The 25,571-nt window shown below is 75.2% G+C and carries 18 protein-coding genes; 11 read left to right on the top strand and 7 right to left on the bottom strand.

Annotation, left to right across the window (positions count from 1 at the left end):
- Nucleotides 1-166 precede the first annotated feature (166 nt).
- Both murA and O7606_RS00545 read left to right on the top strand, forming a co-directional pair.
- On the top strand, nucleotides 167-1,522 hold the full coding sequence (murA, locus tag O7606_RS00550; RefSeq protein ID WP_348651128.1) for a UDP-N-acetylglucosamine 1-carboxyvinyltransferase: 1,356 nt from the start codon (nucleotides 167-169) through the stop codon (nucleotides 1,520-1,522).
- A 126-nt stretch (nucleotides 1,523-1,648) separates the two neighbouring features.
- Nucleotides 1,649-2,248 (top strand): DUF3043 domain-containing protein, encoded by a 600-nt coding sequence (locus O7606_RS00545; RefSeq protein ID WP_281597002.1) that lies wholly within the window; start codon nucleotides 1,649-1,651, stop codon nucleotides 2,246-2,248.
- Between the two features lie 3 nt (nucleotides 2,249-2,251).
- On the opposite strand, the gene O7606_RS00540 is transcribed toward O7606_RS00545, so the two are convergent.
- From O7606_RS00540 to O7606_RS00530, 3 genes are all read right to left on the bottom strand, one after another.
- Entirely contained in the window at nucleotides 2,252-3,268 is a 1,017-nt protein-coding gene (locus tag O7606_RS00540) for an ATP-binding cassette domain-containing protein (RefSeq protein ID WP_281599418.1), read from the bottom strand.
- A gap of 2 nt (nucleotides 3,269-3,270) precedes the next feature.
- Nucleotides 3,271-4,062, bottom strand: coding sequence for an ABC-2 family transporter protein (locus O7606_RS00535; RefSeq protein WP_281599417.1), 792 nt, complete (start codon nucleotides 4,060-4,062; stop codon nucleotides 3,271-3,273).
- A gap of 89 nt (nucleotides 4,063-4,151) precedes the next feature.
- On the bottom strand, nucleotides 4,152-4,880 hold the full coding sequence (locus O7606_RS00530) for an ABC-2 family transporter protein (RefSeq protein ID WP_281597001.1): 729 nt from the start codon (nucleotides 4,878-4,880) through the stop codon (nucleotides 4,152-4,154).
- Between the two features lie 285 nt (nucleotides 4,881-5,165).
- Here O7606_RS00530 and O7606_RS00525 point away from each other — a divergent pair, with 285 nt between their 5' ends.
- On the top strand, nucleotides 5,166-9,842 hold the full coding sequence (locus O7606_RS00525; RefSeq protein ID WP_281597000.1) for a WG repeat-containing protein: 4,677 nt from the start codon (nucleotides 5,166-5,168) through the stop codon (nucleotides 9,840-9,842).
- 115 nt (nucleotides 9,843-9,957) lie between these two features.
- Nucleotides 9,958-10,956, top strand: coding sequence for an aldo/keto reductase family protein (locus tag O7606_RS00520; RefSeq protein ID WP_281596999.1), 999 nt, complete (start codon nucleotides 9,958-9,960; stop codon nucleotides 10,954-10,956).
- A 108-nt stretch (nucleotides 10,957-11,064) separates the two neighbouring features.
- Here O7606_RS00520 and O7606_RS00515 read toward each other — a convergent pair whose 3' ends face one another.
- Nucleotides 11,065-11,856, bottom strand: coding sequence for a site-2 protease family protein (locus O7606_RS00515; RefSeq protein ID WP_281596997.1), 792 nt, complete (start codon nucleotides 11,854-11,856; stop codon nucleotides 11,065-11,067).
- A complete protein-coding gene (locus tag O7606_RS00510) occupies nucleotides 11,856-12,056 on the bottom strand; it encodes a hypothetical protein (protein WP_281596996.1) in 201 nt (66 codons plus the stop codon). Before O7606_RS00510 ends, O7606_RS00515 begins: the two co-directional genes overlap by 1 nt.
- Before the next feature lie 270 nt (nucleotides 12,057-12,326).
- Between O7606_RS00510 and O7606_RS00505 the strand changes: the two genes are divergently transcribed.
- From O7606_RS00505 to O7606_RS00490, 4 genes are all read left to right on the top strand, one after another.
- Nucleotides 12,327-14,219 carry a long-chain fatty acid--CoA ligase gene (locus O7606_RS00505; RefSeq protein WP_281596995.1) on the top strand — a complete coding sequence of 631 codons (1,893 nt, stop codon included), beginning with the start codon at nucleotides 12,327-12,329 and terminating at the stop codon, nucleotides 14,217-14,219.
- A gap of 62 nt (nucleotides 14,220-14,281) precedes the next feature.
- Complete coding sequence (gene cobU / locus O7606_RS00500) at nucleotides 14,282-16,414, top strand: bifunctional adenosylcobinamide kinase/adenosylcobinamide-phosphate guanylyltransferase (RefSeq protein WP_281596994.1); 2,133 nt, start codon at nucleotides 14,282-14,284, stop codon at nucleotides 16,412-16,414.
- Nucleotides 16,404-17,201, top strand: a complete 798-nt coding sequence (cobS, locus tag O7606_RS00495) for an adenosylcobinamide-GDP ribazoletransferase (RefSeq protein WP_281596993.1) — start codon at nucleotides 16,404-16,406, stop codon at nucleotides 17,199-17,201. Before cobU ends, cobS begins: the two co-directional genes overlap by 11 nt.
- A gap of 42 nt (nucleotides 17,202-17,243) precedes the next feature.
- Nucleotides 17,244-18,560, top strand: coding sequence for a DUF2314 domain-containing protein (locus O7606_RS00490; protein WP_281596992.1), 1,317 nt, complete (start codon nucleotides 17,244-17,246; stop codon nucleotides 18,558-18,560).
- An 18-nt stretch (nucleotides 18,561-18,578) separates the two neighbouring features.
- On the opposite strand, the gene gcvT is transcribed toward O7606_RS00490, so the two are convergent.
- Complete coding sequence (gcvT, locus tag O7606_RS00485) at nucleotides 18,579-19,709, bottom strand: glycine cleavage system aminomethyltransferase GcvT (protein WP_281596991.1); 1,131 nt, start codon at nucleotides 19,707-19,709, stop codon at nucleotides 18,579-18,581.
- A 159-nt stretch (nucleotides 19,710-19,868) separates the two neighbouring features.
- Here gcvT and O7606_RS00480 point away from each other — a divergent pair, with 159 nt between their 5' ends.
- Nucleotides 19,869-21,518: a leucyl aminopeptidase gene (locus O7606_RS00480; protein WP_281596990.1), complete on the top strand. Its 1,650-nt coding sequence runs from the start codon at nucleotides 19,869-19,871 to the stop codon at nucleotides 21,516-21,518.
- 102 nt (nucleotides 21,519-21,620) lie between these two features.
- On the opposite strand, the gene O7606_RS00475 is transcribed toward O7606_RS00480, so the two are convergent.
- Nucleotides 21,621-21,950, bottom strand: a complete 330-nt coding sequence (locus O7606_RS00475; protein WP_281596989.1) for a hypothetical protein — start codon at nucleotides 21,948-21,950, stop codon at nucleotides 21,621-21,623.
- Between the two features lie 120 nt (nucleotides 21,951-22,070).
- Here O7606_RS00475 and lpdA point away from each other — a divergent pair, with 120 nt between their 5' ends.
- Nucleotides 22,071-23,519, top strand: a complete 1,449-nt coding sequence (lpdA, locus tag O7606_RS00470) for a dihydrolipoyl dehydrogenase (protein WP_281596988.1) — start codon at nucleotides 22,071-22,073, stop codon at nucleotides 23,517-23,519.
- A 73-nt stretch (nucleotides 23,520-23,592) separates the two neighbouring features.
- Complete coding sequence (gene sucB / locus O7606_RS00465) at nucleotides 23,593-25,458, top strand: 2-oxoglutarate dehydrogenase, E2 component, dihydrolipoamide succinyltransferase (RefSeq protein WP_281596987.1); 1,866 nt, start codon at nucleotides 23,593-23,595, stop codon at nucleotides 25,456-25,458.
- Nucleotides 25,459-25,571: the final 113 nt, after the last annotated feature.

Below are 25,571 nucleotides of genomic sequence, written 5' to 3'. Positions count from 1 at the left end.
GACGTCCGATCCGGTCTGCCCGGGTCGGATTGCTCTCCGAGGGCTATGGTGGTGCGATGCGACGGCTGACCGTGCCGGCTGGCAACGGTCGCGGTCCGGGTAGCGACGAGTCGCCGGCCCCCTCAATCACCCCACACGGCAGCATCGACGCGCGCTGGAGGTTGCGTTGACCAACGACGTCCTGGTCGTACACGGAGGAACCCCGCTGCAAGGGCGGATCCGCGTGCGCGGCGCGAAGAACCTGGTCTCCAAGGCGATGGTCGCCGCCCTGCTCGGCGACAGCCCGAGCCGGCTCTTCGACGTACCGAGGATCCGGGACGTCGAGGTGGTCCGGGGACTGCTCGGCCTGCACGGCGTGAAGGTCAGCGACGGTCAGGAGGACGGCGAGCTCGTCTTCGACCCGGCGAACGTGGAGAGCGCCAGCACCGACCAGATCAACGTGCACGCCGGCTCCAGCCGGATCCCGATCCTGTTCTGCGGGCCGCTGCTGCACCGGCTCGGCCACGCGTTCATCCCCGACCTGGGCGGCTGCCACATCGGGCCCCGCCCGATCGACTTCCACCTCCAGGCGCTGCGCGAGTTCGGCGCGACGGTCGAGAAGACCCCGGAGGGGCTGCACCTGTCCGCGCCGAACGGGCTGCACGGCACGAAGTTCGCCCTGCCGTACCCGAGCGTGGGCGCGACGGAGCAGGTGCTGCTGACCGCGGTGATGGCCGAGGGCGTCACCGAGCTGCGCAACGCCGCCGTCGAGCCGGAGATCGTCGACCTGATCTGCATCCTGCAGAAGATGGGCGCGATCATCAAGGTGCACACCGACCGGGTGATCGAGATCCAGGGCGTGCCGAGGCTGCACGGCTACACCCACCGGCCGATCCCGGACCGGATCGAGGCGGCGAGCTGGGCGGCGGCGGCGCTGGCGACCCGGGGGCACGTCGAGGTGCTCGGCGCGCAGCAGGCCGACATGATGACCTTCCTGAACGTCTTCCGCTCGGTCGGCGGCGAGTACGAGGTGACCGACACCCGGCCGCCGCGGCTGGGCGACCCGGGCCAGGAGGGCGGCATCCGGTTCTGGCACCCGGGCGGCGAGCTGCACGCCACCGCGCTGGAGACCGACGTGCACCCCGGCTTCATGACCGACTGGCAGCAGCCGCTGGTGGTGGCGCTGACCCAGGCCCGGGGCCTGTCCATCGTCCACGAGACGGTGTACGAGCAGCGGCTCGGCTACACCGAGGCGCTGAACACGATGGGCGCGAACATCCAGGTCTACCGGGACTGCCTGGGCGGCACCCCGTGCCGGTTCGGCAGGCGTAACTTCAAGCACTCGGCGGTGATCGCCGGGCCGAGCAAGCTGCACGCCGCCGACCTGGTCATCCCCGACCTGCGGGCCGGGTTCAGCCACCTGATCGCGGCGCTCGCCGCCGAGGGCACCTCCCGGGTGTACGGCGTCGACCTGATCAACCGGGGCTACGAGGACTTCGAGGCGAAGCTCGCCGACCTCGGCGCGCACGTCGAGCGGCCCTGACCAACGTGACGGACGGGCCCGGCCGGCGGCCGGGACGCCCCGTCCGCCCGTAACCCGACTCACCCGACCGGCGGCCGGCGCACCGTGATGTGCGCCGGCCGCCGGCGTTTGGCTACCCTTCATCTCGTGCCCTCGCTGTTTCGCCGCAAGTCCACCGCCGTCGTCGACGAGTCCGCCACCGAGGTGACGCCGGACGAGTCGTCCGCCGCCGCCCGCTCCCGGGGCTACACCCCCGCCAAGGGCCGCCAGACCCCGAAGCGACCGACGGCGGGTCGCCGGCCGCCCTCGGCCACCAAGCCGCTGAACAAGGAAGAGGCCAAGGAGCGGCGGCGACAGTTGCGGGCCGAGGCGGCGGCCGAGTTCCGCCGCGAGGGCGGCCCGCGTGACCGGGGGCCGGAGCGGCTGCTGGCCCGTAACGTGGTCGACTCCCGGCGTACCGTGGGCACCTGGTTCTTCGGTGGCGCGCTGGTCGTGCTGATCGGCTCGTCGGCGGCCATGCCGCCGGCCATCCGGTTGGCCTCCAACCTGCTCTGGGCGGCCCTGGCGGTCGGCGTGGTGATCGACTCGGTGTTGATCTCCCGCAGGATCAGGAAGCTGGTCCGGGAGCGGTTCCCGAAGAGCGACCAGCGGATGGGCTCGCTCTACCTGTACGCGATCATGCGGTCGATCACCTTCCGCAGGATGCGCGCCCCCGCCCCCCGGGTGAACCTCGGCGACCCGGTCTGACCCCTAACGGGTCGGCAGAACGCCGCCCCGGCCCGTGCCCTCCTGGGCCGCGCCGCCCCGGCCCGCGTCGTCCCGGTACATCCGGGCGACCACGTCCTCGATGTCCGGCTCGACGATGGCGATGTCACGCAACGTGGCCAGGCCGGCCAGCCCGGCGACCACCTCGGCCGCCCCCGCCGTCTCCAGCGCGTACACCAGACGGCGCCCGTCGGCCTCCACCCGGCGCAGCGGCGCGCCCGGCAGCGTCGGCGGCTCGGGCAGCGCCACGTCCAGCTCGGCGACCACCAGCCGACGCGACCCGTACCGCTGGTGCAGGGCCGCGATGGTGCCGTCGTGCACCACCCGGCCGTGGTCGATCACCACGAGGCGGCGGCAGAGCCGCTCGATGTCGGCCAGGTCGTGGGTGGTGAGGACGAGCGTGGTGTCCCCGGCCCGGCCCAGCTCGGCGAGGAAGCCCCGGACGGCCTGCCGGCTCACCACGTCCAGCCCGATCGTCGGCTCGTCGAGGAAGAGCACCTGCGGGCCGTGCAGCAGCGCCGCGGTCAGCTCGCCGCGCATCCGCTGCCCGAGGGAGAGCTGCCGGACCGGGGTGTCCAGGAAGGCGTCCAGGTCGAGCAGGTCCCGGCAGCGGCGCAGCCGGGCGGCGTGCGCGTCGGCCGGTACCCGGTAGACGTGCCGCAGCAGGTCGAACGAGTCCCGCAGCGGCAGATCCCACCAGAGCTGCGAGCGCTGCCCGAAGACCACGCCGATGTGCCGGGCCAGCCGGGTCCGCCGGGCCACCGGCTCCAGACCGCAGACCCGGACCACCCCGGCCGACGGGGTGAGCACGCCGGTGAGCATCTTCAGCGTGGTGGACTTGCCGGCCCCGTTCGGCCCGATGTAGCCGAGCATCTCGCCACGCGCCACCGTCAGGTCGACCCCGTCGACCGCGGTCACCACCCGCTTGTGCCGGCGCAGCCGGCCGGCCTTCACCCGTACGGTGAACTCCTTGCGCAGCCCGTGCGCCTCGATCACGTTCAACGTCACGACCCCGTGCTCCGGTAGTGGCGGATGCCGGTCCGCCACGCCACGGCGGCAATCCCGGCGGCGACCGCCGCGACGCCCGGCGAGGCCCACCCCGTCCAGGCCGGCAGGCCGAGCGGGTCGGCCCGGCCGAGCAGGGCCAGCGCCGGCTGGTAGCTGACGAAGGCGAAGCCCGTCCCGTACGCGAACACCGCGCGGAACCAGCCACCGTAGACCGTCACCGGGTACGAGGTGAAGTCCCGCCCGCCGTAGGTGACCGAGTTCGCCAGCTCGCCCGACTCGACCCAGTAGAACGAGACGGTCGCGGTGGCCACGAAGACCGCGCCGAAGAAGACCACCCCGGCGGCAGGGGCCAGCAGCGCCAGCGCCACCCGGCCCGGGGTCCAGTCGATCCGGGCCGTGCCGAGCGCCACCACCAGCACGGTCAGCCCGAACAGCGACCGGGACGCCTTGCGCAGCGGCAGGTCCATCAGCAGCAGTTGCGGCAGCGCGCCCAGCGGACGCAGCAGCACCGCGTCGAACAGTCCGGCGCGGACGTACCGGGGCAGCCGTTCGATGTTGCCCACCAGCAGGTCGGCGGTGGCGAAGGAGAACGCGGCGAGCGACACCATCACCAGCACCTCGCGGAGGGTGAACCCGCCCAGCTCCCGGGTGACGCCGAAGAGCACCAGGGCGGTCAGCACGTCGAAGCCGGTCGCCCCGACGTTGCCGACCAGGTCCACCACGAACGACACCCGGTACGCGGTCTGCGACCGGGCCTGCGCCCCGAGCAGCGCCCGGTACGCCCCCAGCGCGCTCCCGCCCGCCGACCCGGCCGGTCGGGCCTCAGCGTCCCGCGCCACCAGGCGACGCTCAGCCACCCCGCGCCACCAGGCGACGCTCAGCCACCCTGCACCACCAGGCGACGCTCGGCCCGCCGTTGGGTCGCGCGGCAGCCGGCGAGGATCAGCGCCGCCCAGACGAGCTGCCCGCCGACCAGCCCGAGCTGGGTCGCCGGCGGGTCGACCTCGACGAGCACGTCGAGCGGGGCCTGGAAGAGACCGGGGAACGGGGTGAGGACCCACAGCGCCTGGTGGAGCCCGTCCGGCAGGAAACGCAGCGGAAAGTAGAGCCCGGCCAGCACGCCGGAGCTGAGCGTCCACAACAGCATCGGACCACGCACGTCGTGCAGCCAGTAGGCGACGGCGTTGACCAGGTACCGGCAGCCGAAGGAGATCAGCACGGCCAGCGTCGCGGAGACCGGGAAGAGCACCGCGGTGGTCCACCGGGTCGGCAGGTACACGTCGAAGAAGAGCGGGCCGACCAGCACCGGCGGCAGCAGGCGGGCCAGCACGGCGTACCCGGCCCGGCCCAGGTCGGTGGCGAGGTAGCTGGTCACCGGGTGGACCGGGCGGAGCAGGTCGCCGACCACGTCCCCGGTCCGGATCCGGTCGGCCAGCTCGGTCCAGCCCCAGAGGAGCACCACGGCGAGCAGGCCCTGTCCCATCCAGACGAAGGTGGCCAGGCGGGCCGGGTCGTAGCCGGCGACGGTCCCCGCCTCGCGGGCCACGGCGAGCAGGACGTAGCACTTCAGGAAACCGAAGACGCTGTTGGTGACCGCTCCGGCCACGGCTGCCTGCCGGTATGTGGCGTGTCGCCGGAATCCTGATCCGACTATCGCGCCAAATGTCCGAAACCATAGGATAACGTTTGCGTGCGGAGCCGGTCCCACAGTGGCGGTGACGGAGCCCACGCCGTTACCCTCCTTCCGCAGCCACGCAGTGCCGGACCGGGCGACTCTACCGATGCCGCCGGGCAGCCAGCGCGACAATTTCCGACGAGGTGAGACCGCCGTGAGCGACCGACGCGATCCGGCCTCCCGGGCGCGGCGCGCGGGCGGCTCGGAGGTCACCTCGTGAGCGGGTACGACCGCTGGCGTGACCCGGGCGAACCGTCCTGGGTGATGGCGCCGACCAACGAGTGGCATCCCCAGTTCCCGGGGCAGCGCTACCCCGGTGACATCGGCATCCAGCAGGTCGCGCCACGCGCCTCCGGTGGCCGGGGCGCCGCCACCGGCCGGGCCGAGGTCGTCCCCCTGGTGCCGGTGGGTCCGGACGGCCGGTACCGGGGCGCGCCCGGCTGGGGTGACCAGGACGCCGGCGCGGGCGGGCAGGAGTCCACCGGCTGGTCCGACCGCTGGGAGGGGAATCCCGGCGGGCGGCCGCCGGTCGACGCCCGGTACGCCCGGTTGGCCGCCGACCCGGACGACTGGCACGGCGCCGACCGCCCACCGGCCGCGTACCCGTCGGCCGACCCGTGGCAGACCGGGGCGGCCCGGTACGACACCGGGCACCCGCCCGGCCTGCGACCGGACGATCCACGGGACCGGGACCGGGACCGGGACCGCGACCGCCCGCGCGACCGTGACCGTGACCGTGACCGTGACCGCGGATGGGACCGGGACCGTCCACCCGACCGCGACCGCGAATGGGGCCGGGACCGCCCGCACGATCGCGGGTGGGACCAGGAGTGGGACCACCGCGACCAGGAGCGGGACCGCGGGTGGGACCGGCAGCGGCAGTCAGGCGACGGCCGGTCCGGTGACCGCCACCAGCGCCCGCAGCAGGGACGGCGCACGCCACCCGCCGCCGCCGGCCGGACGTACCAGGCCCCACCCGCGCCAGCCGTCGACGGCCGCCCCTACCCGGTCTCGCCCGGGCCGGTCGGCGACGGTCGCGCCCACCCGGTCTCACCCGCGCCGGCAGGCGGCTCCGGCTGGGTGTCCGAACCCGGGGAGCACCGCCGGCCGGGTGACCGCCGGCACGGCGTACCGGACCAGTTCCCGCCGGTCGACGGACACCGACCGGGGACGTCCCCCCAGCCGCCACCGGCCCGCGTGGACGGCCGGGCCGGGCGCCGTCCGTCCGGATGGGAGTCCCCCCGCACCCCGGCCACTGCCTGGGAGCGCCCCGACCACGTGCCGGACGGCCCACCGCGCCGCGCCGACCACCCACCGCACCACACCGACCAGCCGGCCCACCGGTACGACCAGCCGGTGACCCCGGCACGCCGGCCGTCCGGTCCGGACCGACCCGACCGGCCGACCGGCGGCCTGGACCTGCCGTGGCCACCGACGCCGGACGAACGTCCCGCCCGGCGACAGGGGTCGACCGGCCGCGACGAGGCCGCCGCCCACCCCCGGCCAGCCTGGGACCACGATCCGGCGCGCCCGAGCGACGGCGCGACGGTGGACGGCCGTCCGCCGTGGCGGTCCGGTCCGGACGACCGGGCGGGGCAGCCGTGGGACCGGTCCACCGATCCCGGCGGCGCACGAGCCGACCACCCGCGCGACGGCAGGACCGACCACGTCGAGGGACGGACCGACCACCGCCAGGACGGACGAGCCGACCGGGTCGAAGGACGGTCGTCGCGTCCACGCTGGTCGGCGACGCCGGACGCGACCCGGCCCCCGTCCCACCAGTGGCCGCCGCGACCGTTGGAGGACGACGGTCAGGTGGCAGGCGGCCGACCGGCGGAGCAGCGACGTCAGCGCCAGGAGCACCAGCAGTGGTCGCCGGAGGTCGAGGAGACCGCCCGCGTCGCGCGACCCTGGTCGCCCCCGCAGCCGGAGCAGGCCGGACCGGACCCGTACCGGGGATGGAGCTCCTCCCCCGAACCGGTCGGGCACGCCGGAGCGCCACCGTCGTCCCCGCCGACCGGACCGGTCACCCCACCGTGGTCCGCCGACGCGCGGTCCGTCCCGATCCCGGACGAGGATCGCCTGACCGCCGAGGACCTGCGACCGGTCGGGGCCACCCCGGGGCCGTACGACGCCGAGCCGCCGGCGTACTCCGCCGGCAAGGAGTCGGTGTTCACGGAGCCGGCGCCCTCAGCACCGGTGTCCCCCGCACCGGCGCCCGCACAACCGGCCGTGGAAGCGGCGGCCGTGGAAGCGGCGGCCGTCCCCTCCGGTGAGGTCGCCCTGCCGGCCGGGGCGGACGGGGCCACGACCGGCCCGGTCGCGAGCGGGCCGGTACGTCCGTCGGCCAGCCCGGTCCCGGCCACCGGGCTACGGCTGGAGTTCCTCCCGACGCCGGATCGAGGCGGTGACGTCCCGCCCACGCCTCCGGACGCCCCCTCCGCCCCGCCGACCACCACCACTGGCACGGCCATCCACGCTGACACGGCCACTGACACTGACACTGACACTGACACGGCCACTGACACCGACTCGGCCACCGACGCCGTCGAACCCACCGCCACCGAGACCACCGCCGTCGAGACCACCGCCGTCGAGACCACCGGCACCGAACCGACCGCCAGCGAGGTCGTCGCCACCGGAATCGTCGCCGACGCCCCCTCGTCCCCGCCTGGCGAGCCGGTTCATCACCCGTCCACCCGTCCCGGGTCCGACCTCGACGACGCCGCGCAGGGCACGGGCCACGGACCGGCGGGCGAGCTGCCGGCCGACGCAGCAACGGCACCTGACGCCACGGCGGGCACCGACGACCACGGGCGGTCGTCCGAGGAGTCCGGCCCGGTCTCCGTCCCGCCGGTGTCCCCTGCGCCCGTCCTCAGCTCTCCCGCTCCGGCCCCCGCCGCTCCTGGCCTGCCCGGGGACCCGGATCCGGCACCTGACGTCCCGCCGGCCGACATTCCGTCCCTGGTCACGTCGACGATCCCGGTCTCCGGGCCGCCCACCGCCCCGCTGAGCGGGCCGGAACCGCCGGCCGAGTCGACGGCGGACCGGGGCGCCACCTCCACCCAGAACGAGCCGGCGGGCGCGGACGCCTGGTTCCGACCGAAGCAGCCGGCGCCGTCAGCCACCGTGGAGCCACCGTCCACCACCGCGGCACCACCCCCGGCCACCACGGATTCGACGCCGACCGCGACCACGACCGGGCCGTCGCCGGCCTCCGCGGCACCACTGCCGAGTACGGACGAGGCAGCCGCCACCGAGCCGCCGTCGGGCCTGTCGGGCACAGTGGAGGACGCGGTAGAGGAAGCAGCCGCCGCAGGGCCGTCGTCGAACCCGGCGGCGCCGCCCGACTCGACCACCGAGCGGGACGACGCGTCACCCAGCCCACCGACAGCCACGGTCGATTCCGCTTCGCCGCCCCTCGATGCGCCGCCCCCCGCGCCCACCACCCTTCGTCCTGCCGTTGCCGCGCCACCGACCCGACCCGGCTCCGCGCCACCCGCCCCGCCCGACTCCGGACCACCGACCCGACCCGTCTCCGCGCCGCCGGGCGGCCCCGTGGCGTCCGTCTCCGCGCCGCCGGCCGGTCGTGGTGACCCGGAGCGGGTGCTCGCCGACTTCCGGTGGCGGCTCGATCCGGAGACGCTGCGCGAGGTGGTCCACGCGCCGGACGCGCTGCGGGAGGTCCGGCGCGGGCTGACCGGGAAGCTGGACCAGGCGATCGACAACCGCTCCCGGGCGCGGCTGCTCAGTCTGCGGGCGGTGGTGTCCCGGCTGCTCGGTGACCTCGACGAGGCCGTCGACGACGGCCGGTTGGCGCTGACCTACGCCGAGGCCACCGGGGAGCTACGGCGTACCGCGCTGGTGCAGGCCCGGTTGGCCCGGGCGCTGCACTGGCGGGGCGAGCACGCCGAGGCGGACCGGCTGCTGACCGAGGCGAACTCGCCGGAGCTACCCGACCGGTTGCGGGCCGCCCTGCACGAGCATCTCGCCCGGTCCTGCTACGACCAGGGTCGGCACATCGAGGCGTGTCAGCACTTCGAGTACGCGTTGGACCTGCGCCGGGGCGAGGACCGCGCGCTGACCGCCCGTACCGCGCTGGGGTTGGACGCGGTCCGCGCGAGGGTCGAGCGCGACGGTTTCGGGCCGTTCCCGCGCAGCCGGGAGGAGCTCCTCCAGCGGGCCCGCCCGCCGGCGCCCAGCCTGGACGCCGAGCAGCGACGCTGGGGGTACGCCGACGGCGACGGCGAGTGGGTGGTGGCCGCGCGGTACGCCGAGGCGCAGCCGTTCCGGGAGGACGTCGCCTGGGCGCGGCGGCCCGACGAAGCTGGCTGGGAGCTGATCGACGACACGGGCCGGACGCTGATCGAGCCGTCCTACCTCGCCGTCCGGCCGTTCTCCGACGGCCTGGCCTGGGTCGCCCGGCAGGAGTCCGGGGGTTGGCTGGCCGTGGACACCGCGAACCAGGTGGTCGTCGACGCCGCCTTCGACGACGTGCGGGCGTTCCGGCGCGGGGTGGCGGCGGTCCGGGTGGCCGGCGGCTGGGGCGCGGTCGACCGGACCGGACGGATGGTGGCGCCGCCCCGGTACGACGGGATCCGCACCCCGTTGGCCGACGGCCGGTACGTCGACGGCTTCAGCGACGAGGGTCTGGCCGTGGTGAGCCTGGGTGGCCGGCGGGGCGTGCTGGACCGCTCCGGTCACCTGATCGTCCCGCCCGTCCACCCGGCGCTGGTCGTCCATCCGGTGGGGTTCCTGTTCCGGACCGACGCCGGCCGGTGGGGCGCGTTGGACCGCCGGGGCGGGCCGCTGGTCGAGCCGTCGCACGGCAGTCCGGCCCGGGTGGCGGCGGAGGTGGACCGGCTGTCGGCGGAGGCGGAGCCCCTGCTCTGAGCCGTACGGTCGCCGGCGGCAGGTCCGGCGGCCGGTCCGGCACGGACGGGGCGCCGGCCACGCGGGCGCCCGGGCGTACCCGGTGGCCGGCCGGGCGTCGGGCTAGGGTCGGGGCATGGAATTCCGTCACCTGGGCCGTTCGGGCCTGATGGTCAGTGAGATCTCGTACGGCAACTGGATCACCCACGGGTCGCAGGTCGAGGAGGACGCGGCGCTGTCCTGCGTCCGGGCCGCGCTCGACGTGGGCATCACCACGTTCGACACCGCCGACGTGTACGCCGGTACCCGGGCCGAGGAGGTCCTCGGGCGGGCGCTGCGCGGTGAGCGTCGGGAGGGGCTGGAGATCTTCACCAAGGTCTTCTGGCCGACCGGGCCCGGCCGCAACGACCGTGGCCTGTCCCGCAAGCACATCATGGAGTCGATCGACGGCTCGCTGCGTCGGTTGCGCACCGACTACGTGGACCTCTACCAGGCCCACCGGTACGACTACAGCACTCCGCTGGAGGAGACGATGGAGGCGTTCGCCGACGTCGTGCGCTCCGGCAAGGCGCACTACATCGGCGTCTCCGAGTGGAAGGCGTCGCAGCTACGCGAGGCCCACCAGCTCGCCCGTGAGCTGCGTGTCCCGTTGGTCTCCAGCCAGCCGCAGTACTCGATGCTGTGGCGGGTGATCGAGGCCGAGGTGGTCCCCACCAGCGAGGAGCTGGGCATCGGGCAGATCGTCTGGTCGCCGATGGCCCAGGGCGTGCTCTCCGGCAAGTACCTGCCGGGCCAGCCGCCGCCGGCCGGTTCCCGCGCCACCGACGAGAAGTCCGGGGCGACGTTCATCGCCCGGTTCCTCACCGACGAGGTGCTCGCCACCGTGCAACGGCTCAAGCCGCTCGCCGAGCAGGCCGGCCTGAACATGGCGCAGCTCGCGATCGCCTGGGTCCTGCAGAACCCGAACGTCTCCTCGGCGATCATCGGGGCGTCCCGGCCGGAGCAGGTCCACGACAACGCGAAGGCGGCCGGCGTGAAGCTCGACGCCGAGCTGCTCAAGGCCATCGACGAGATCGTCGATCCGATCGTCGAGCGGGACCCGGCGAAGACCGAGAGCCCGAAGCAGCGGCCCTGAGCCGTACCGTCGGGGGCCGGGCGGCCGGCCCCCGACGGTCACCTCCCGGCCACCGACGGGCGCGGGGTCAGGCGCGACGGGCGCGGGATCGGCGGCGCGGAGGAGGCGTCAGCCCTGCCAGAAGCGGATCAGGTCGAGGCCGTAGGCGTACAGCGGCGCCGGCAGCCCGAGGGCGTCGCCCACGCCGAACACCGCGCCGAAGAACCAGCCGCTGATCCGGGGATTCCACAGCAGCGCGAAGAGCAGGATGAACCCGTACGGCGCGAACAGGTCGTACATCCGCCGCCACTGCGGGCTCAGCCACGGCTGGATCATGTTGCCGCCGTCCAGGCCGGGCACCGGCAGCAGGTTGAGCAGGCTCGCGGTGAGCTGGAGGAAGGCCAGCAGCGCCAACGCGGCCAGGAACTCCAGCGGCGCGGAGCCGATCAGTCGCAGCGCCACGATCAGCACCAGCGTGAACAGCACGTTGGTGGCCGGCCCGGCGAGACTGACCAGGGTGTGCCGCAGCCGCCCGGGGATCTCGTGCCGGTCCACCCAGACCGCGCCGCCGGGCAGGCCGATGCCGCCGAGCAGCACCACCACCACGGGCAGCACGATGGACAGCAGCGGGTGGCTGTACCTGAGCGGGTTCAGGGTCAGGTAGCCGCGGTGCGCCACGCCCCGGTCACCGGCCCGGAAGGCCACGATCGCGTGGGCGTACTCGTGCAGGCAGAGCGACACCAGCCAACCCGAGACCACGAACAGGAAGACGTCCAGCCGGACGTTGCCGATCCGCTGCCAGGTGAGCACGGCGCTGGTGACGAAGAGCGCGACCAGGGCCAGAAAGATCGGGCTGGGCCGGAACGCCGCGCGCGGCACCCCGAGGAGCAGCCGCTCGTCACCCGGACGTTCGAAACCCATCACCCCGCCGTGGGGGCCAGGCTCATCCGGTACTCGACCCGGTCGTCCTCGACGAGCTCGACGAGGGCCACCCCGGAGGAGGCGAGCTCCCGCCACTGCTGACCGATCCAGGACTCGGCGTCCGCCTGGCTGCCGAACGTCTCGGCCGGCCCCTCCGCCGACTCGCCGTTCGCGCCCTCGTACCGCCAGCTCCACGGCATGCCGTGTCTCCCCTCGCCGCTGCGTCCCGCCCGGGACGACCGTTGCCAGCCTAGCGGCGTCCCGCCCGAACGAGGATGGCCCGTCCTGCTCTCCGGCCCTAGCAGCCGGCGGCCGGCCGCGCGGCGTTTCCCCGGTTCGCCCGCGCGCCTGCGGGCCGCTCGGCGACGATCGGGCAGGCCGGCCCGGACGGTGGGCGGCCGACACGTCGAGAGGGTCCCTTCCGCTGTCGGTGGCGGCGAGAGGGTCTCACCGGTGCTGGGGGTGGGCGGGTGCGGGACGTGGCGGTGGCGGCGGTCGCCGACGTCGGTACGACGGGACTGGCCGACGTGGTGTGGGAGAACGCGCGCCAGGAGCCGGACGCGGTGCAGTTCGTCCGTCCGGACCCGGACCTGCGGGCCTGGCCGCCCGGGGCCGGGGGCGCCACGACGGCCGGGCCGCCCGGAGCCGGGACGACCAGCGCCCGGGCCGCCGCGCCGGACGCGGCCGGCGGGGACGTGCCGGTGACCTGCCGGCAGTTCCGGGACGAGGTGGTCGCGTTGGCCCGGGGCCTGGTGGCGGCGGGCGTGGCGGCCGGCGACCGGGTCGGCCTGATGAGCCGGACCCGGTACGAGTGGACGCTCGTCGACTACGCCCTCTGGGCGGTCGGCGCGGTGACCGTGCCGCTCTACGACACGTCCAGCCCGGAGCAGACGGCCTGGATCCTCGCCGACTCGCAGGCGGTGGCGTGCGTGGTGGAGACGGCCGGGCACGCCGCGACGCTCGCCGGCCTGCGGGACGACCTGCCGGCGCTGCGGCACGCCTGGCAGATCGACGCCGGCGACCTGGTCAGGCTGGTGGAGCGGGGTGGCGGCGTCGACCCGGACGCGGTGGCGGCCCGGCGACGCGCGGTCGGCGGCGACGACCTGGCCACGATCGTCTACACCAGCGGCACCACTGGACGACCGAAGGGCTGCGCGCTGTCCCACCGCAATCTCCTGCTGGACGTCGGCAACGCCGTCGCCGTGCTGCCGGAGCTGTTCCGGCCCGGCGCGTCCACCGTCCTGTTCCTTCCGCTGGCGCACGCGTTCGCCCGGCTCGTCCAGGTGGGCATGGTGCAGGTCCGCGCCACGATGACGCACAGCTCCGACCCGACGAGGGTGCTGGACCAGCTCCGGCGGCACCGGCCCACCTTCGTCCTGGCGGTGCCGAGGGTCTTCGAGAAGCTGCACGACCGGGCCCGACGGCAGGCCGCCGAACGCCGACAGGAGCGGCTGTTCGGGCTCGCCGAGCGGGTCGCGGTCCGGTACAGCCGGGCCCTGGACCGCGCGGCCGGGCCGGGGCGGGCGCTGCGCCTGGCCCATCTGCTGTGCGACGTGGCCGTCTACCGACGGCTGCGGGCGGCCCTCGGCGGCCGGTGCCGGCTGGCCATCGTCGGCGGCGCGCCGCTGGGCGTGGAGTCGACGCACTTCTTCCGGGGCGTCGGCGTCACCGTGCTGGAGGGTTACGGGCTGACCGAGACGTCACCGGCGCTGGCGGTCAACCTTCCGTCGGCGATGCGGATCGGCACGGTGGGCCGGCCGCTGCCCGGCGTGCGGCTCGCGGTCGCGGCCGACGGGGAGGTCCTGGCGCGCGGCCCGATGGTGTTCCGCGGGTACTGGAACGATCCGGCGGCGACCCGGGCCACGTTCACCCCGGACGGTTGGCTGCGCACCGGCGACCTGGGCGGTCTCGACTCCGACGGCTACCTGCGGATCACCGGCCGGAAGAAGGACATCATCGTCACCGCGTCGGGCAAGAACGTCGCCCCCGCGCCGATCGAGGACAGCATCCGGGCCCATCCGCTGGTCAGCCAGGTGGTCCTGGTCGGTGACGGTCGCCCGTACGTGGCCGCGCTGGTCGCCGTCGACCCGCAGGCCTGCGGGGGCTGGCTGGCCCGGCGTCGGCGGCCGGACGTCCCGGTGGCGGGCCTGCGGGACGACCCGGAGCTGCGCGCCGAGCTCCAGACCGCGGTGGACCGGGCCAACCGGTCGGTCTCCCGGGCGGAGGCGGTGAAGACCTTCCGGGTGCTGCCCCGGGAGCTGACCGAGGCCGCCGGGGAGCTCACCCCCACCCTGAAGGTCCGGCGCGAGGCGGTGCTCGACCGGTACGCCGCGGACGTCGCCGCCCTCTACCCGGGCCGGTGAGGCGACGCCGGCCCCACCCGGCGGCGGCCACCGCGATCCGGCCGGTGGCCTAAGGTACGGGCATGTCCGTAGACGGGTGGAACACGGTCCTGGTGCTCGGCGGTATCCGGTCCGGTAAGTCCGAGTTCGCCGAATCCCTGGTGGCCGAGGCGGCCACGGTCCGTTACCTGGCGACGGCGCCGGGCGCGGAGCCGGGCGACGCCGAGTGGGCGGCCCGGATCGAGGCGCACCGGAACCGCCGCCCGGAGACCTGGACGGTCGAGGAGACCACCGACGAGCCGCGCCGGCTGGCCGACGTGATCGCCTCGGCGCAGCCGCACGAGACGCTGCTGGTGGACGATCTGGGCGGCTGGGTGACGGTGCTGCTCGATCCGGCGCACCAGCCGGCAGACGACACCGCCACCATCGCCGAGCTGGCCGCCGCGGTGCGGGACTGCGCGGCCCGGGTGGTGCTGGTGAGCCCGGAGGTGGGGCTGTCGCTGGTGCCGACCACCCCGCTGGGCCGGGCCTTCACCGACGCGTTGGGCGCGGCCAACCGGGCGGTCGCCGACGCCTGTGACGCGGTCGCGCTGGTGGTGGCGGGCCAACCCTGCTGGCTGAAGCCCGGCGCGCCCCTACCGGCCACCTCCCTGCCGGCCACGCCGGGCGTCGTCCCGGCCGCCGAGACTCCGCCGGCCGGGGCGGCCCGGCCGGCCGGCGTGCCCGCCCAACCCGGCCCGGCCGGCGCGGACCCGCTCGTCACCCCGGCCGACGCCGACGCGCCGGCCGCCCCGGCCGATCCGGACCAGTCGGCCAGCGCGGCCGGGTCGGTCACGCCGTTGGCCACCCCGAGCGCCGGGACCCCGCCGCCATGGGCCGCCGCCACGCCCGAGACGGCCCTGCCGGACGTGCTGACGCCGACCGCCCCGCCGGCCCCGCAGCCGTCGACGGCGTGGGCCGCGCCGACCATGGCGCTGCCGGTGGTCGCCACCGGCCTGGTCATCCAGAGCGGCATGGAGCTGCCCATGCCCGACGAGTACGCCGGCCAGCAGGCGGTGGAGCGCCTGGCCACGCTGGACATGCCCGGGGCGGGGCTCGGCGTGCTGGAACGCGCGGTGGGCTTCGCCGGCGCCACCCAGGGCACCCCGACGCCGCGGCCCTGGGGCGCGGTGCGGGTCCTGCTGCTGCACGGTGACCACGAGGGCGGGGCGTCCGCCGGTTCCGCCCCGGGTGAGTCGGCCCGGCGGGCCGCGCAGGCCCGGGCCGGGATCGGGGTGCTGGCCCGGCTCGCCGCCGAGAGCGGCGCGACCCTCCAGGTGGTGGACGCCCCGACGGCCGCGCCGATCGAGGCCGGGCCGGCGCTGACCGCCGAGCAGGTGGAGTCGGCGCTGCGCTACGGCTGGCGGCTCGCCGAGGAGGCCGCCGAGACCGGCGTACGCCTGCTGGTGCTGGCCGCGTGCGGGGCGGGCACCGAGGCCGCCGCCGCGGCGGTGCTGGCCGCGACGGCCGGCGCGGAGCCGCCCGCCGTGCTGGCCCGGGTGGTCGTGGACGGCGCGATCGACGACACCGCGTGGATGATCCGCTGCGCGGCGGTGCGGGACGCGCTGCACCGCGCCCGGGGTTCGTCCCGGGACGCGAAGGCGGTGCTGGCCGAGTTCGGCGGCGGTGACCTGACGGTGGCCACCGGCATCCTGCTCGGCGCGACCGCCCGCCGGATCCCGGTGCTGCTGGACGGGCCGGTGGGGGTCGCCGCCGGCCTGGTCAGCCGGGATCTGGCCGGTCAGGCCCGGCACTGGTGCCTGCTGCCCGACCATGGCGGTCACCCGGCCGTCCGGTTGGCCGCCGACGTGCTGGGTCTGAGCCCGCTGACGGACCTCCGCCTCGATCTCGGTGAGGGGGCGAACGCGCTGGCCGCGCTCCCCCTGCTGCGGTCGCTGCTGACGTTGGCCGCCACCCTGCCGCCCCGGGGCGACGGCGTACGCCCGGACGGCCACCACGACGACGGCGGCCACGACGGCGACGGCGGCCACCACGACGGCGACGACCGCGACGGCGACGGCCGCGACGGCGACGACCGGCACGACGACGCGGGCCGCCCCGGCGGGCCCGAGGACGCGGAGCCGGACTTCGCCGAGCCGGAGCCGGCCGGGCCGGGCCCCACCACCAACGGCGGGCAGCCGAGCCGACCGGGCGTCGCCGGGTGGCATGCCGGCTGAGTCCCGGCTCGGCGCGGGGCTGCGCCTGGCGGTGACCACGTTCACCACGCTGCCGCTGCCCACCGGCCGGATCGACCGGGCCGTCGCCGGCACGGCGATGACCCTCGCGCCGCTGGTCGGGTTGGCGCTCGGGGTGGCCCTGGGCGGGGTGCTGCTGGGCCTGGCCCAGGTCACGCCGCCGCTGGTCGCCGCCGGGCTGACGATCGCCTGCGGCGCGCTGGTCACCCGGGGCCTGCACCTGGACGGGCTCGCCGACACCGTGGACGCCCTCGGCTCGTACCGGCGGGGGCCAGCCGCGCTGGAGATCATGAAGAAACCGGACGTGGGGCCGTTCGGGGTGGTCGCGCTGGCGCTGGTCCTGCTGCTCCAGACCGCGACGCTCGCGGAGCTGGCGACCCGGCCGGGGCCGGCGGCGTTCGCCGCCGTGGTCACCGCCACCGCCGCCGGCCGGCTGGGGGTGACCGTGGCCTGCCGGCGGGGGGTGCCGGCGGCCCGCCCGGACGGGCTGGGCGCGTTGGTCGCCGGCACCGTCGGGCCGGTCGCGGCGCTGGCCGGCGTGGTCGCCGTCGCGCTGCCGGCGGTCGCGGCCGTGCCGGGCCGCCCGTGGCAGGGGCCACTGGCCGTGCTCGCCGCGCTCGCCGTCGTGCTGCTGCTCCTGCGCCACCTGGTACGCCGGCTGGGCGGCGTCACCGGCGACGTGCTCGGCGCGGTCGTCGAGGTGACCACCACCCTGGTGTACGTGGGACTCGTGCTGTCCGGAGGGAGCCTGCCCCGGTCCGGCGGGTAGCGTTCTCCCCGGACTGCACCGGCGCGGCGATGGGGGACGACTTTGCTCATCACGGACGACTTCCTGCCCGTACCGGTGCCGGAGACACTGACCGCGACGTACCTGGTGCCGATGGTGGGGTTGCCGAAGGTCGGCGCCCGGACGGCGGTGGCCGCCCTGTCCGGCCGGCTCGCCGAGCCGGTGCACGGGCTGGCCCGGCAGATGCTCGACAGCCCGTTGCTGAGCGTGGACACCCGGCCGATCGCCGAGTTCCCCGCCCTGCCGCCGGACCTGCTCACCGCGTTCGGCGCGACCCGCGAGCAGCTCGACCGGCTGGCCGCCGCGACGCACGTGGTGGTGGTCCGGGCCGAGTACCGGCCGGGTTGGCCGCCGGCGCACGAGTGGGCGGCCCGGGCGGTGGCCGCCGCGATCGCCGAGACGGTCGACGGGGACGTGGTCGACGTGTTCGCGTTACAGTTCCTCGACCCGGCGACGGCGCTGCGCTCGCTGCCGGACGCCCAGGGCCGGGTCCGCCTGGTCGACTGGATCGTGGTGCCCTACTCGTCGGACGCCGACGGGCTGTGGTTCACCACGAAGGGGCTGCGCCGGTTCGGGCTGCTGGAGTTGCAGACCCAGGGCGTGCCGGACCATCTCGCCCGGGCGTGGGGGGCGGTGCTGACCGGCGCCGCCCGCCGACTGCTGCGCGACTGGACGGACGGCCTGGCCGGCGAGGAGGTGCCGGCGTTCGTCCAGTTGCCGGTGCTGACCGCGGTGACCGGGCACGACATCGCGGTGGCGTACGGCAACCCGGAGCAGCACGGGGCCACCGCGCCGGTGCTGCTGCGGCTGGAGCTGGACCCGGCGACCGACCCGGACGCCGACTCGTTCCTCGGCCTGCACCCGCCGGCCGGGCACCCCGGGCCGCCCGGGCGCTACTTCGCCGCGGCCTGCGGTCAGCTCTTCTCCGGCATCGCGCCGGACGCGCGGTACGCCCGGCGCGGCGACGCGATGTCCCGGGCGGTCGCCACGGCGCGGGCCACGCTGCCGGACGTGCGCGCCCGGTTCCTGGCCGACGCGCTGCCCGCCGACAGCCAGCTCGTGGTCAAGTACGGCCTGCCCGGCGACGAGGGCCCGGAGTACGTGTGGGCGGCGGTGACGTCCTGGGAGGCCGCCGAGCTGATCACCGGCGCCAGCTCCACCGACGCGACCACCGACCCCGGGGTCCGGATCGGCGCCCCGGTCGAGGTGGCCGCCGCCGACGTGGTCGACTGGGCCCTGCTCGGGCCCGGTGGCGTCCTGGAGGGCGGCTGGACCCAGGCCGTCCTGGACGCCGGCGACTCCCCCACGAGCCGAGCCGGGGGCGACTCCCCCACGAGCTGAGCCGGGGGCGCGGGCGGGTCAGCGCACGGACGGCTGGACGAACGGCGGGCGGGTCACGGTCATCCGGGCCCGCCGACCCCGCACGTCGATCTCGACGGAGTCGCCGTCGGCCAGGTCGGCGGCCGTGTCGAGCAGGGCGAGGGCGATGCCCTGCCGGCGGGTGGGCGAGAAGGTGCCGCTGGTGACCGTGCCGACCACGGTGTCCCCGACGTGCACGGTCATCCCGGGGCGCGGGATGGCCCGGTCGACGGCGACCAGCCCGCGCAGCGTACGGCGGGGTCCGGCGGCCTTCTCGGCGCGCAGCGCGTCCCGGCCCCAGAAGGCCGGCTTGTCCCAGCCGACCGCCCAGCCGACCCGGGCCTGCACCGGCGTGATCTCCGGGGTGAGGTCCTGCCCGTGCAGCGCGTACCCCATCTCGGTGCGCAGCGTGTCCCGGGCGGCCAGGCCGCAGGCGCGCAGGTCGAACGGCGCCCCGGCGGCGTGCAGCGCGTCCCAGACGGCGACCGCGTCGGCCGCCGGAACGACCAGCTCGTAGCCCAGCTCGCCGGTGTAGCCGGTCCGACAGACGGTCAGCTCGACGCCGTCGAGGGTGGCGGTGGAGAAGCTCATGTAGTCGTGGTCGGTGGGCAGGCCGAGGGCGTCGAGCAGCGCCGCCGAGCGGGGCCCCTGCACGGCCAGCACCGCGTACGCCTCGTGCTCGTCGGTGACGGTGACCGACTCCGGCGCGGCGGCGCGCAGCCGGCGGACCACCTCGGCGGTGTTCGCCGCGTTCGGCACCAGGAAGACGTGCCGGTCGTCGTGCAGGTAGGCGATGACGTCGTCGACGACGCCGCCGGTGGCGTCGTCGCAGCAGAGCGTGTACTGCGCCCGGCCGGGACCGATCCGGCGCAGGTCGTTGCTGAGGCAGGCGTCGACGAGGTCGGCCGCGCCGGGGCCGGTCACCCGGGCCTTGCCGAGGTGGGAGACGTCGAACACGCCGACCGCCTCGCGGACGGCGGCGTGCTCCCGGAGCACGCCGCCCCCGGCGTACTCCAGGGGCATCTCCCAGCCCCCGAAGGGGGCGAACTTCGCGCCCAGCGCGGTGTGCCGCGCGTGCAGCGGGGAACGGCGCGGCCGGGTCGCGGTCGCGTCGGAGGTCACGTCGGTCATGGGTGGCAACTTACCGGGAATCGAACTGCTGGTTAGCATCGGCGGGACCCGCCAGATCAACCGGCGGGACCGCCCTGCTCCCGGTGGCAGTCCACCACCGGGGACCCGCACCGCCGGTACGCCACCAGCGACCGGCCCGGCCCGCCCGGAGTTGCTTCAGTGACATCGCCCAGCACCACCCTGAGCCTGGTCGACACCGACCCCGCCGAGCTTGCCGTCGACGCCATCGTGATCGGCGTGCACAGCCAGACCGGAGAGCAGGACGCCACCAGCGGTCGCGCCGGCGCCCTGCTGCCCGGCAGCGGCGCGGAGAGCATCGCCGGTGCCCTGCTCCTCGGCAGCGGCGCGGAGAGCATCGCCGGTGCCCTGCTCCTCGGCAGCGGCGCGGAGAGCATCGCCGCCGCGTTCGACGGCAAGCTGACCGAGACGCTCGCGTTGCTCGGCGCGACGGGCGGCGCCGGTGAGGTGATCAAGCTCGCCACGCTGGGCACGATCACGGCGCCGCTCGTCGTCGCGGTCGGGCTCGGTCCCGAGCCGACCGGGGCCGCGCCCGCGCCGGAGGTGCTGCGCCGGGCGGCCGGCGCGGTCGTGCGGGCCCTGGCCGGGGCCCGGCGGGTCGCGCTGAGCCTGCCGCTGCCCGACGACGCGGACGCCCCGGCCGCGTTGCGCGCGGTCGCCGAGGGCGCGCTGCTCGGCGGGTACCGCTTCGCCGGTTACAAGACCCGGCCGCAGCCGGCCCGACGGGAGCCGGTGGCGGAGGTGCTGCTGGCCGTGCCGGACGCCGCCGACGCCGCCGCGCAGGCGGAGGTCACCCGGGCGCAGGTGGTGGCCGGCGCGGTCCGGCTCACCCGGGACTGGGTGAACACCGCGCCGAACGAGCAGCGCCCGCCGGTCTTCGCCGACGCGGTGGCCGACGCGGCGCGGCGGGCCGGCCTGACCGTCGAGGTGCTCGACGAGGCCGCCCTGGTCGCCGGCGGGTACGGCGGCATCATGGCCGTCGGGCAGGGCTCGGAGGCCCCGCCGCGCCTGGTGAAGCTCAGCTACACGCCCGAGGGCGGGGCGAACGGCAAGCGGGTGGCGCTGGTCGGCAAGGGCATCACGTTCGACACCGGCGGCATCTCGATCAAGCCGGCCCAGGGCATGTGGGAGATGAAGTCGGACATGGCCGGCGCGGCGGCGGTCGGCGCGGCCATGCTGGCCGTCGCGGCGCTCAAGCCCGCGGTGGCGGTGAGCGCGTACCTGCCGATGGCGGAGAACATGCCGTCGGGCACGTCGTACCGGCCGGGTGACGTGATCACCATGTTCGACGGCAAGCGGGTCGAGGTGCTGAACACCGACGCCGAGGGCCGGATGATCCTGGCCGACGCGATCGCCCGGGCCTGCGCGGACGGCTGCGACTACCTGCTGGAGACCTCCACCCTGACCGGCGGTCAGGTGGTCTCCCTGGGCAAGCGGGTCGCCGGGGTGATGGGCACGCCGGAGCTGTGCGAGCGGGTCCGGGCCGTCGGTGACGCGGTCGGCGAGCCGGCCTGGCCGATGCCGCTGCCGGACGACGTGCGCAAGGGCATGGACTCCGAGGTGGCCGACATCTCGCAGGTCAACGCCGGGATGGACCGGGCCGGGCACATGCTCCAGGGGGGCGTCTTCCTGCGCGAGTTCGTCACCGACGAGGTCGCCTGGGCGCACATCGACATCGCCGGGCCGAGCTACCACTCGGGCGAGGCGACCGGCTACTGGACGAAGGGCGGCACCGGCGTCCCGGTCCGTACCCTGGTCCAGTTGGTCGAGGAGATCGCCGCCGAGGGCTGAGACGCAAGGAAGGGCCCCCTGTTGACGCCTGGCGCATGACAGGGTGCCCTTCCTGCGGGACGGTCGCGCGGACGCCCAGGGCTCAGCAGCGGTCGGGGCGGGTCAGTAGCGGTCGGGGCGGCGCTTGCGGCGCTCGTTGAAGTCCCGCATCCGCTGCGGGTAGCCGACCAGGCGTACGTCGTAGATCGGGACGGCGAGCCGGTGGGCGAACCGGCGGGCGTTCTCCGGGGAGTCGATGCGCCGCCGGGTCCACTCGCCGTCGTCGGCGATCAGGATGACCGTGGTCTCGGTGACCGTGGTCTGCGGCTCGATGAACGCCTCGACGCCCCGCCGGGAGCGGACGAAGTCCTCCAGGTGGTCGAGGTCGGCACGGCTGGCCGGACGCCCCGTGGGCGCCCCGCCGCTGGGCTTGCGTCGTCGGAACAGAGCCACGGCCATCCCCTCCACCCGGCTGTCTACGAGAAGGCACCGCCAAGAGTACGTGTGTCCCCGACGTGTCATTGCGCACCTCACTACGCGCTCTTCGACGGCAGGTGACAAGATGACCGAGGCATGTATGCCCGTTTCTGGCATGGCCCTCGTAGCAGCGACGCGACCTGGGAGTTGAGTGTGAGCGAGCCGAACGACGCGACCTTCGATGTTGTCATCCTCGGGGGAGGCAGCGGCGGCTACGCGGCAGCGCTGCGCGCCGCCCAACTCGACCTGTCGGTCGCGCTGATCGAGAAGGGCAAGCTCGGCGGCACCTGCCTGCACAACGGCTGCATTCCGACCAAGGCGCTGCTGCACGCGGCGGAGATCGCCGACCAGACCCGCGAGTCGGAGCAGTTCGGCATCAAGGCCGAGCTGGTGGGCGTCGACATGGCCGGGGTCAACTCGTACAAGGACGGCGTGGTCTCCCGCCTGTACAAGGGCCTCCAGGGCCTGGTGGGCGGCGCGAAGAACATCACCTTCGTCTCGGCCGCCGGCAGGCTGGTCGGCCCGAACGTGGTCGAGGCCGACGGCAAGCGCTACACCGGCCGCAACGTGGTGCTGGCCACCGGCTCGTACGCGCGCAGCCTGCCCGGCCTGGAGGTCGACGGCGAGCGGGTGATCACCAGCGACCACGCGCTCACCCTGGACCGGGTCCCGGCGTCGGCGATCGTGCTCGGCGGCGGCGTGATCGGCGTCGAGTTCGCCAGCGTGTGGAAATCCTTCGGGGTGGACGTGACCATCGTCGAGGCGCTGCCCCGGCTGGTCGCCGCCGAGGACGAGGAGTCCTCGAAGGCCCTGGAGCGGGCGTTCCGCAAGCGGAAGATCAACTTCAAGGTCGGCAAGCCGTTCGAGAAGGTGGAGAAGACCGAGAACGGCGTCAAGGTCACCATCGCCGGCGGCGAGACCGTCGAGGCCGAGCTGCTGCTCGTCGCCGTCGGCCGTGGCCCGGTCACCGCCGACCTCGGGTACGAGGAGCAGGGCGTCAAGCTCGACCGGGGGTACGTGCTGACCGACGAGCGGCTGCGCACCGGCGTGCCGAACCTCTACGCCGTGGGTGACATCGTGCCCGGTCTCCAGCTCGCCCACCGCGGCTTCCAGCAGGGCATCTTCGTCGCCGAGGAGATCGCCGGCCGCAACCCGGCGGTGATCGACGAGGCGGGCATCCCCCGGGTCACCTACTCCGACCCGGAGCTGGCCTCGGTCGGCCTCACCGAGGCCAAGGCCAAGGAGAAGTACGGCGCGGACAAGGTCAAGACCTACAACTACAACCTGGGCGGCAACGGCAAGAGCCAGATCCTCAAGACGGCCGGCTTCGTCAAGCTGGTGCGGGTGGAGGACGGGCCGGTGGTCGGCGTGCACATGGTCGGCGCCCGGGTCGGTGAGCTGATCGGCGAGGCGCAGCTCATCTACAACTGGGAGGCGTACCCGACCGAGGTGGCCCAGCTCGTGCACGCCCACCCGACGCAGAACGAGGCCCTCGGCGAGGCGCACCTCGCCCTGGCCGGCAAGCCGCTGCACGCGCACGCCTGAGCACACCCAATCCGCGACGTCCGGCGGCAAGCGGGCGAGGATCCGCACCCAGGCCACGAAGGAGTTTTGGAAGATGCCGGTATCGGTCACCATGCCCCGGCTCGGCGAGAGCGTCACCGAGGGCACCGTCACGCGCTGGCTCAAGCAGGAGGGCGACACCGTCGAGGTCGACGAGCCCCTGCTGGAGGTCTCGACCGACAAGGTCGACACGGAGATCCCGTCGCCCGCGGCGGGTGTGCTGAGCCGGATCGTGGTGGGCGAGGACGAGACCGCCGAAGTCGGCAGCGAGCTGGCCGTGATCGCCGGTGAGGGCGAGGAGACCGGCGGCGGCGAGTCCGCCCGGCAGGAGGCCCCGGCCGAGCAGGCCGAGCCCGCCGCCGAGCCGACCGCCGCCGCCGAGGGCGCCGGCCCCGAGCCGGAGCAGGAGCAGCCGAAGGCCGAGGCCGCGCCCGCCGAGGAGCAGCCGAAGGCCGCCGCGCCGTCGGGCGAGGGCACCCCGGTCACCCTGCCGGCGCTCGGCGAGAGCGTCACCGAGGGTACGATCACCCGCTGGCTCAAGCAGGTCGGCGACACCGTCGAGGTGGACGAGCCGCTGCTGGAGGTCTCCACCGACAAGGTGGACACCGAGATCCCGTCCCCGGTCGCCGGCACCGTACTGGAGATCAAGGTCGCCGAGGACGAGACCGCCCCGGTCGGCGCGACCCTGGCGGTGGTCGGCGCGGCCGGCGCCGCTCCCGCCGAGGCCCAGCCGGAGCCGAAGGCCGAGGCCAAGCCGGCAGAGCCTGAGGCCGAGCCGGAGCCCGCGCCGAAGGCGGCGGAGAAGGCGCCCGAGCCGAAGGTCGAGGAGCCCACCCCGGGCATGTCGTACAACGAGCCGGCCCCGGAGGCCGAGACGGCCGCCCAGCCGGCGAAGGCCGAGCAGAAGTCCGCGCCCTCCGCCCCGACGCCGACCCCGCAGCGGCCGACCGCCCCGGCGCAGGGTGGCGAGGAGGCCGCCGGCTACGTCACCCCGCTGGTCCGCAAGCTGGCCAGCGAGCACGGCGTGGACCTGGCCGCGCTCAAGGGCACCGGGGTCGGTGGCCGGATCCGCAAGCAGGACGTGCTGGAGGCGGCCGAGCAGGCCAAGGCGGCCAAGGCCGCGCCGGCCGAGGCGCCCGCCGCTGCCGCCCCGGCCGCGCCGAGCGCCCCGGCGAAGCCGAAGCCGCAGCCGAGCGTCAAGCGCGGCAGCACCGAGAAGCTCCCCCGCATCCGCGCGGTCATCGCCCGGCGGATGCAGGAGTCGCTGCACGAGATGGCGCAGCTCACCACGGTGGTCGAGGTGGACGTCACCAAGGTCGCCAAGCTGCGGGCGCGGGCCAAGGACGCCTTCCTCGCCCGGCACGGGGTGAAGCTGTCGTTCCTGCCGTTCTTCGCCCTGGCCGCCATCGAGGCGCTCCAGACGTACCCGATCGTCAACGCCAGCATGGACCTCGACGCCGGCACGATCACGTACCCGAAGTCGGAGAACCTGGGCATCGCGGTGGACACCGAGCGGGGCCTGATGGTGCCGGTCATCCACGACGCCGGTGACCTGAACCTGGGCGGTGTCGCCAAGCGCATCGCCGATCTGGCGGATCGTACCCGGAACAACAAGATCAGCCCGGACGAGCTGGCCGGGGCGACCTTCACCCTGACCAACACCGGCAGCCGGGGGGCGCTGTTCGACACCCCGATCGTGCCGTCGCCGCAGTCGGCGATGCTCGGCACCGGCGCCGTCGTCAAGCGTCCGGTCGTGGTGAACAACCCGGAACTGGGCGAGGTCGTCGCGGTCCGTTCGATGGTCTACCTGGCCCTGTCGTACGACCACCGCCTGATCGACGGCGCGGACGCGGCCCGTTTCCTGGTCGCGGTCAAGGAGCGCCTGGAGGCCGGCAACTTCGAGGCCGAGCTGGGTCTCTGACCGACGCGTAGCGCCGAAGGGGCGCTCCCGCCGAGCCGGGGGCGCCCCTTCGCCGTGCCTGACCACTCCGGCGTTGCGCCCGAGCCCCGCTCGACAACCGGTCGAGGCCGTCC

It is taken from the genome of Micromonospora sp. WMMD882 (genome assembly GCF_027497255.1).
In the GTDB taxonomy this organism is placed as follows: Bacteria; Actinomycetota; Actinomycetes; order Mycobacteriales; family Micromonosporaceae; genus Micromonospora.
Note: the sequence above shows the minus strand (reverse complement) of the source record. Positions and strands in the feature narration are given on the sequence as shown.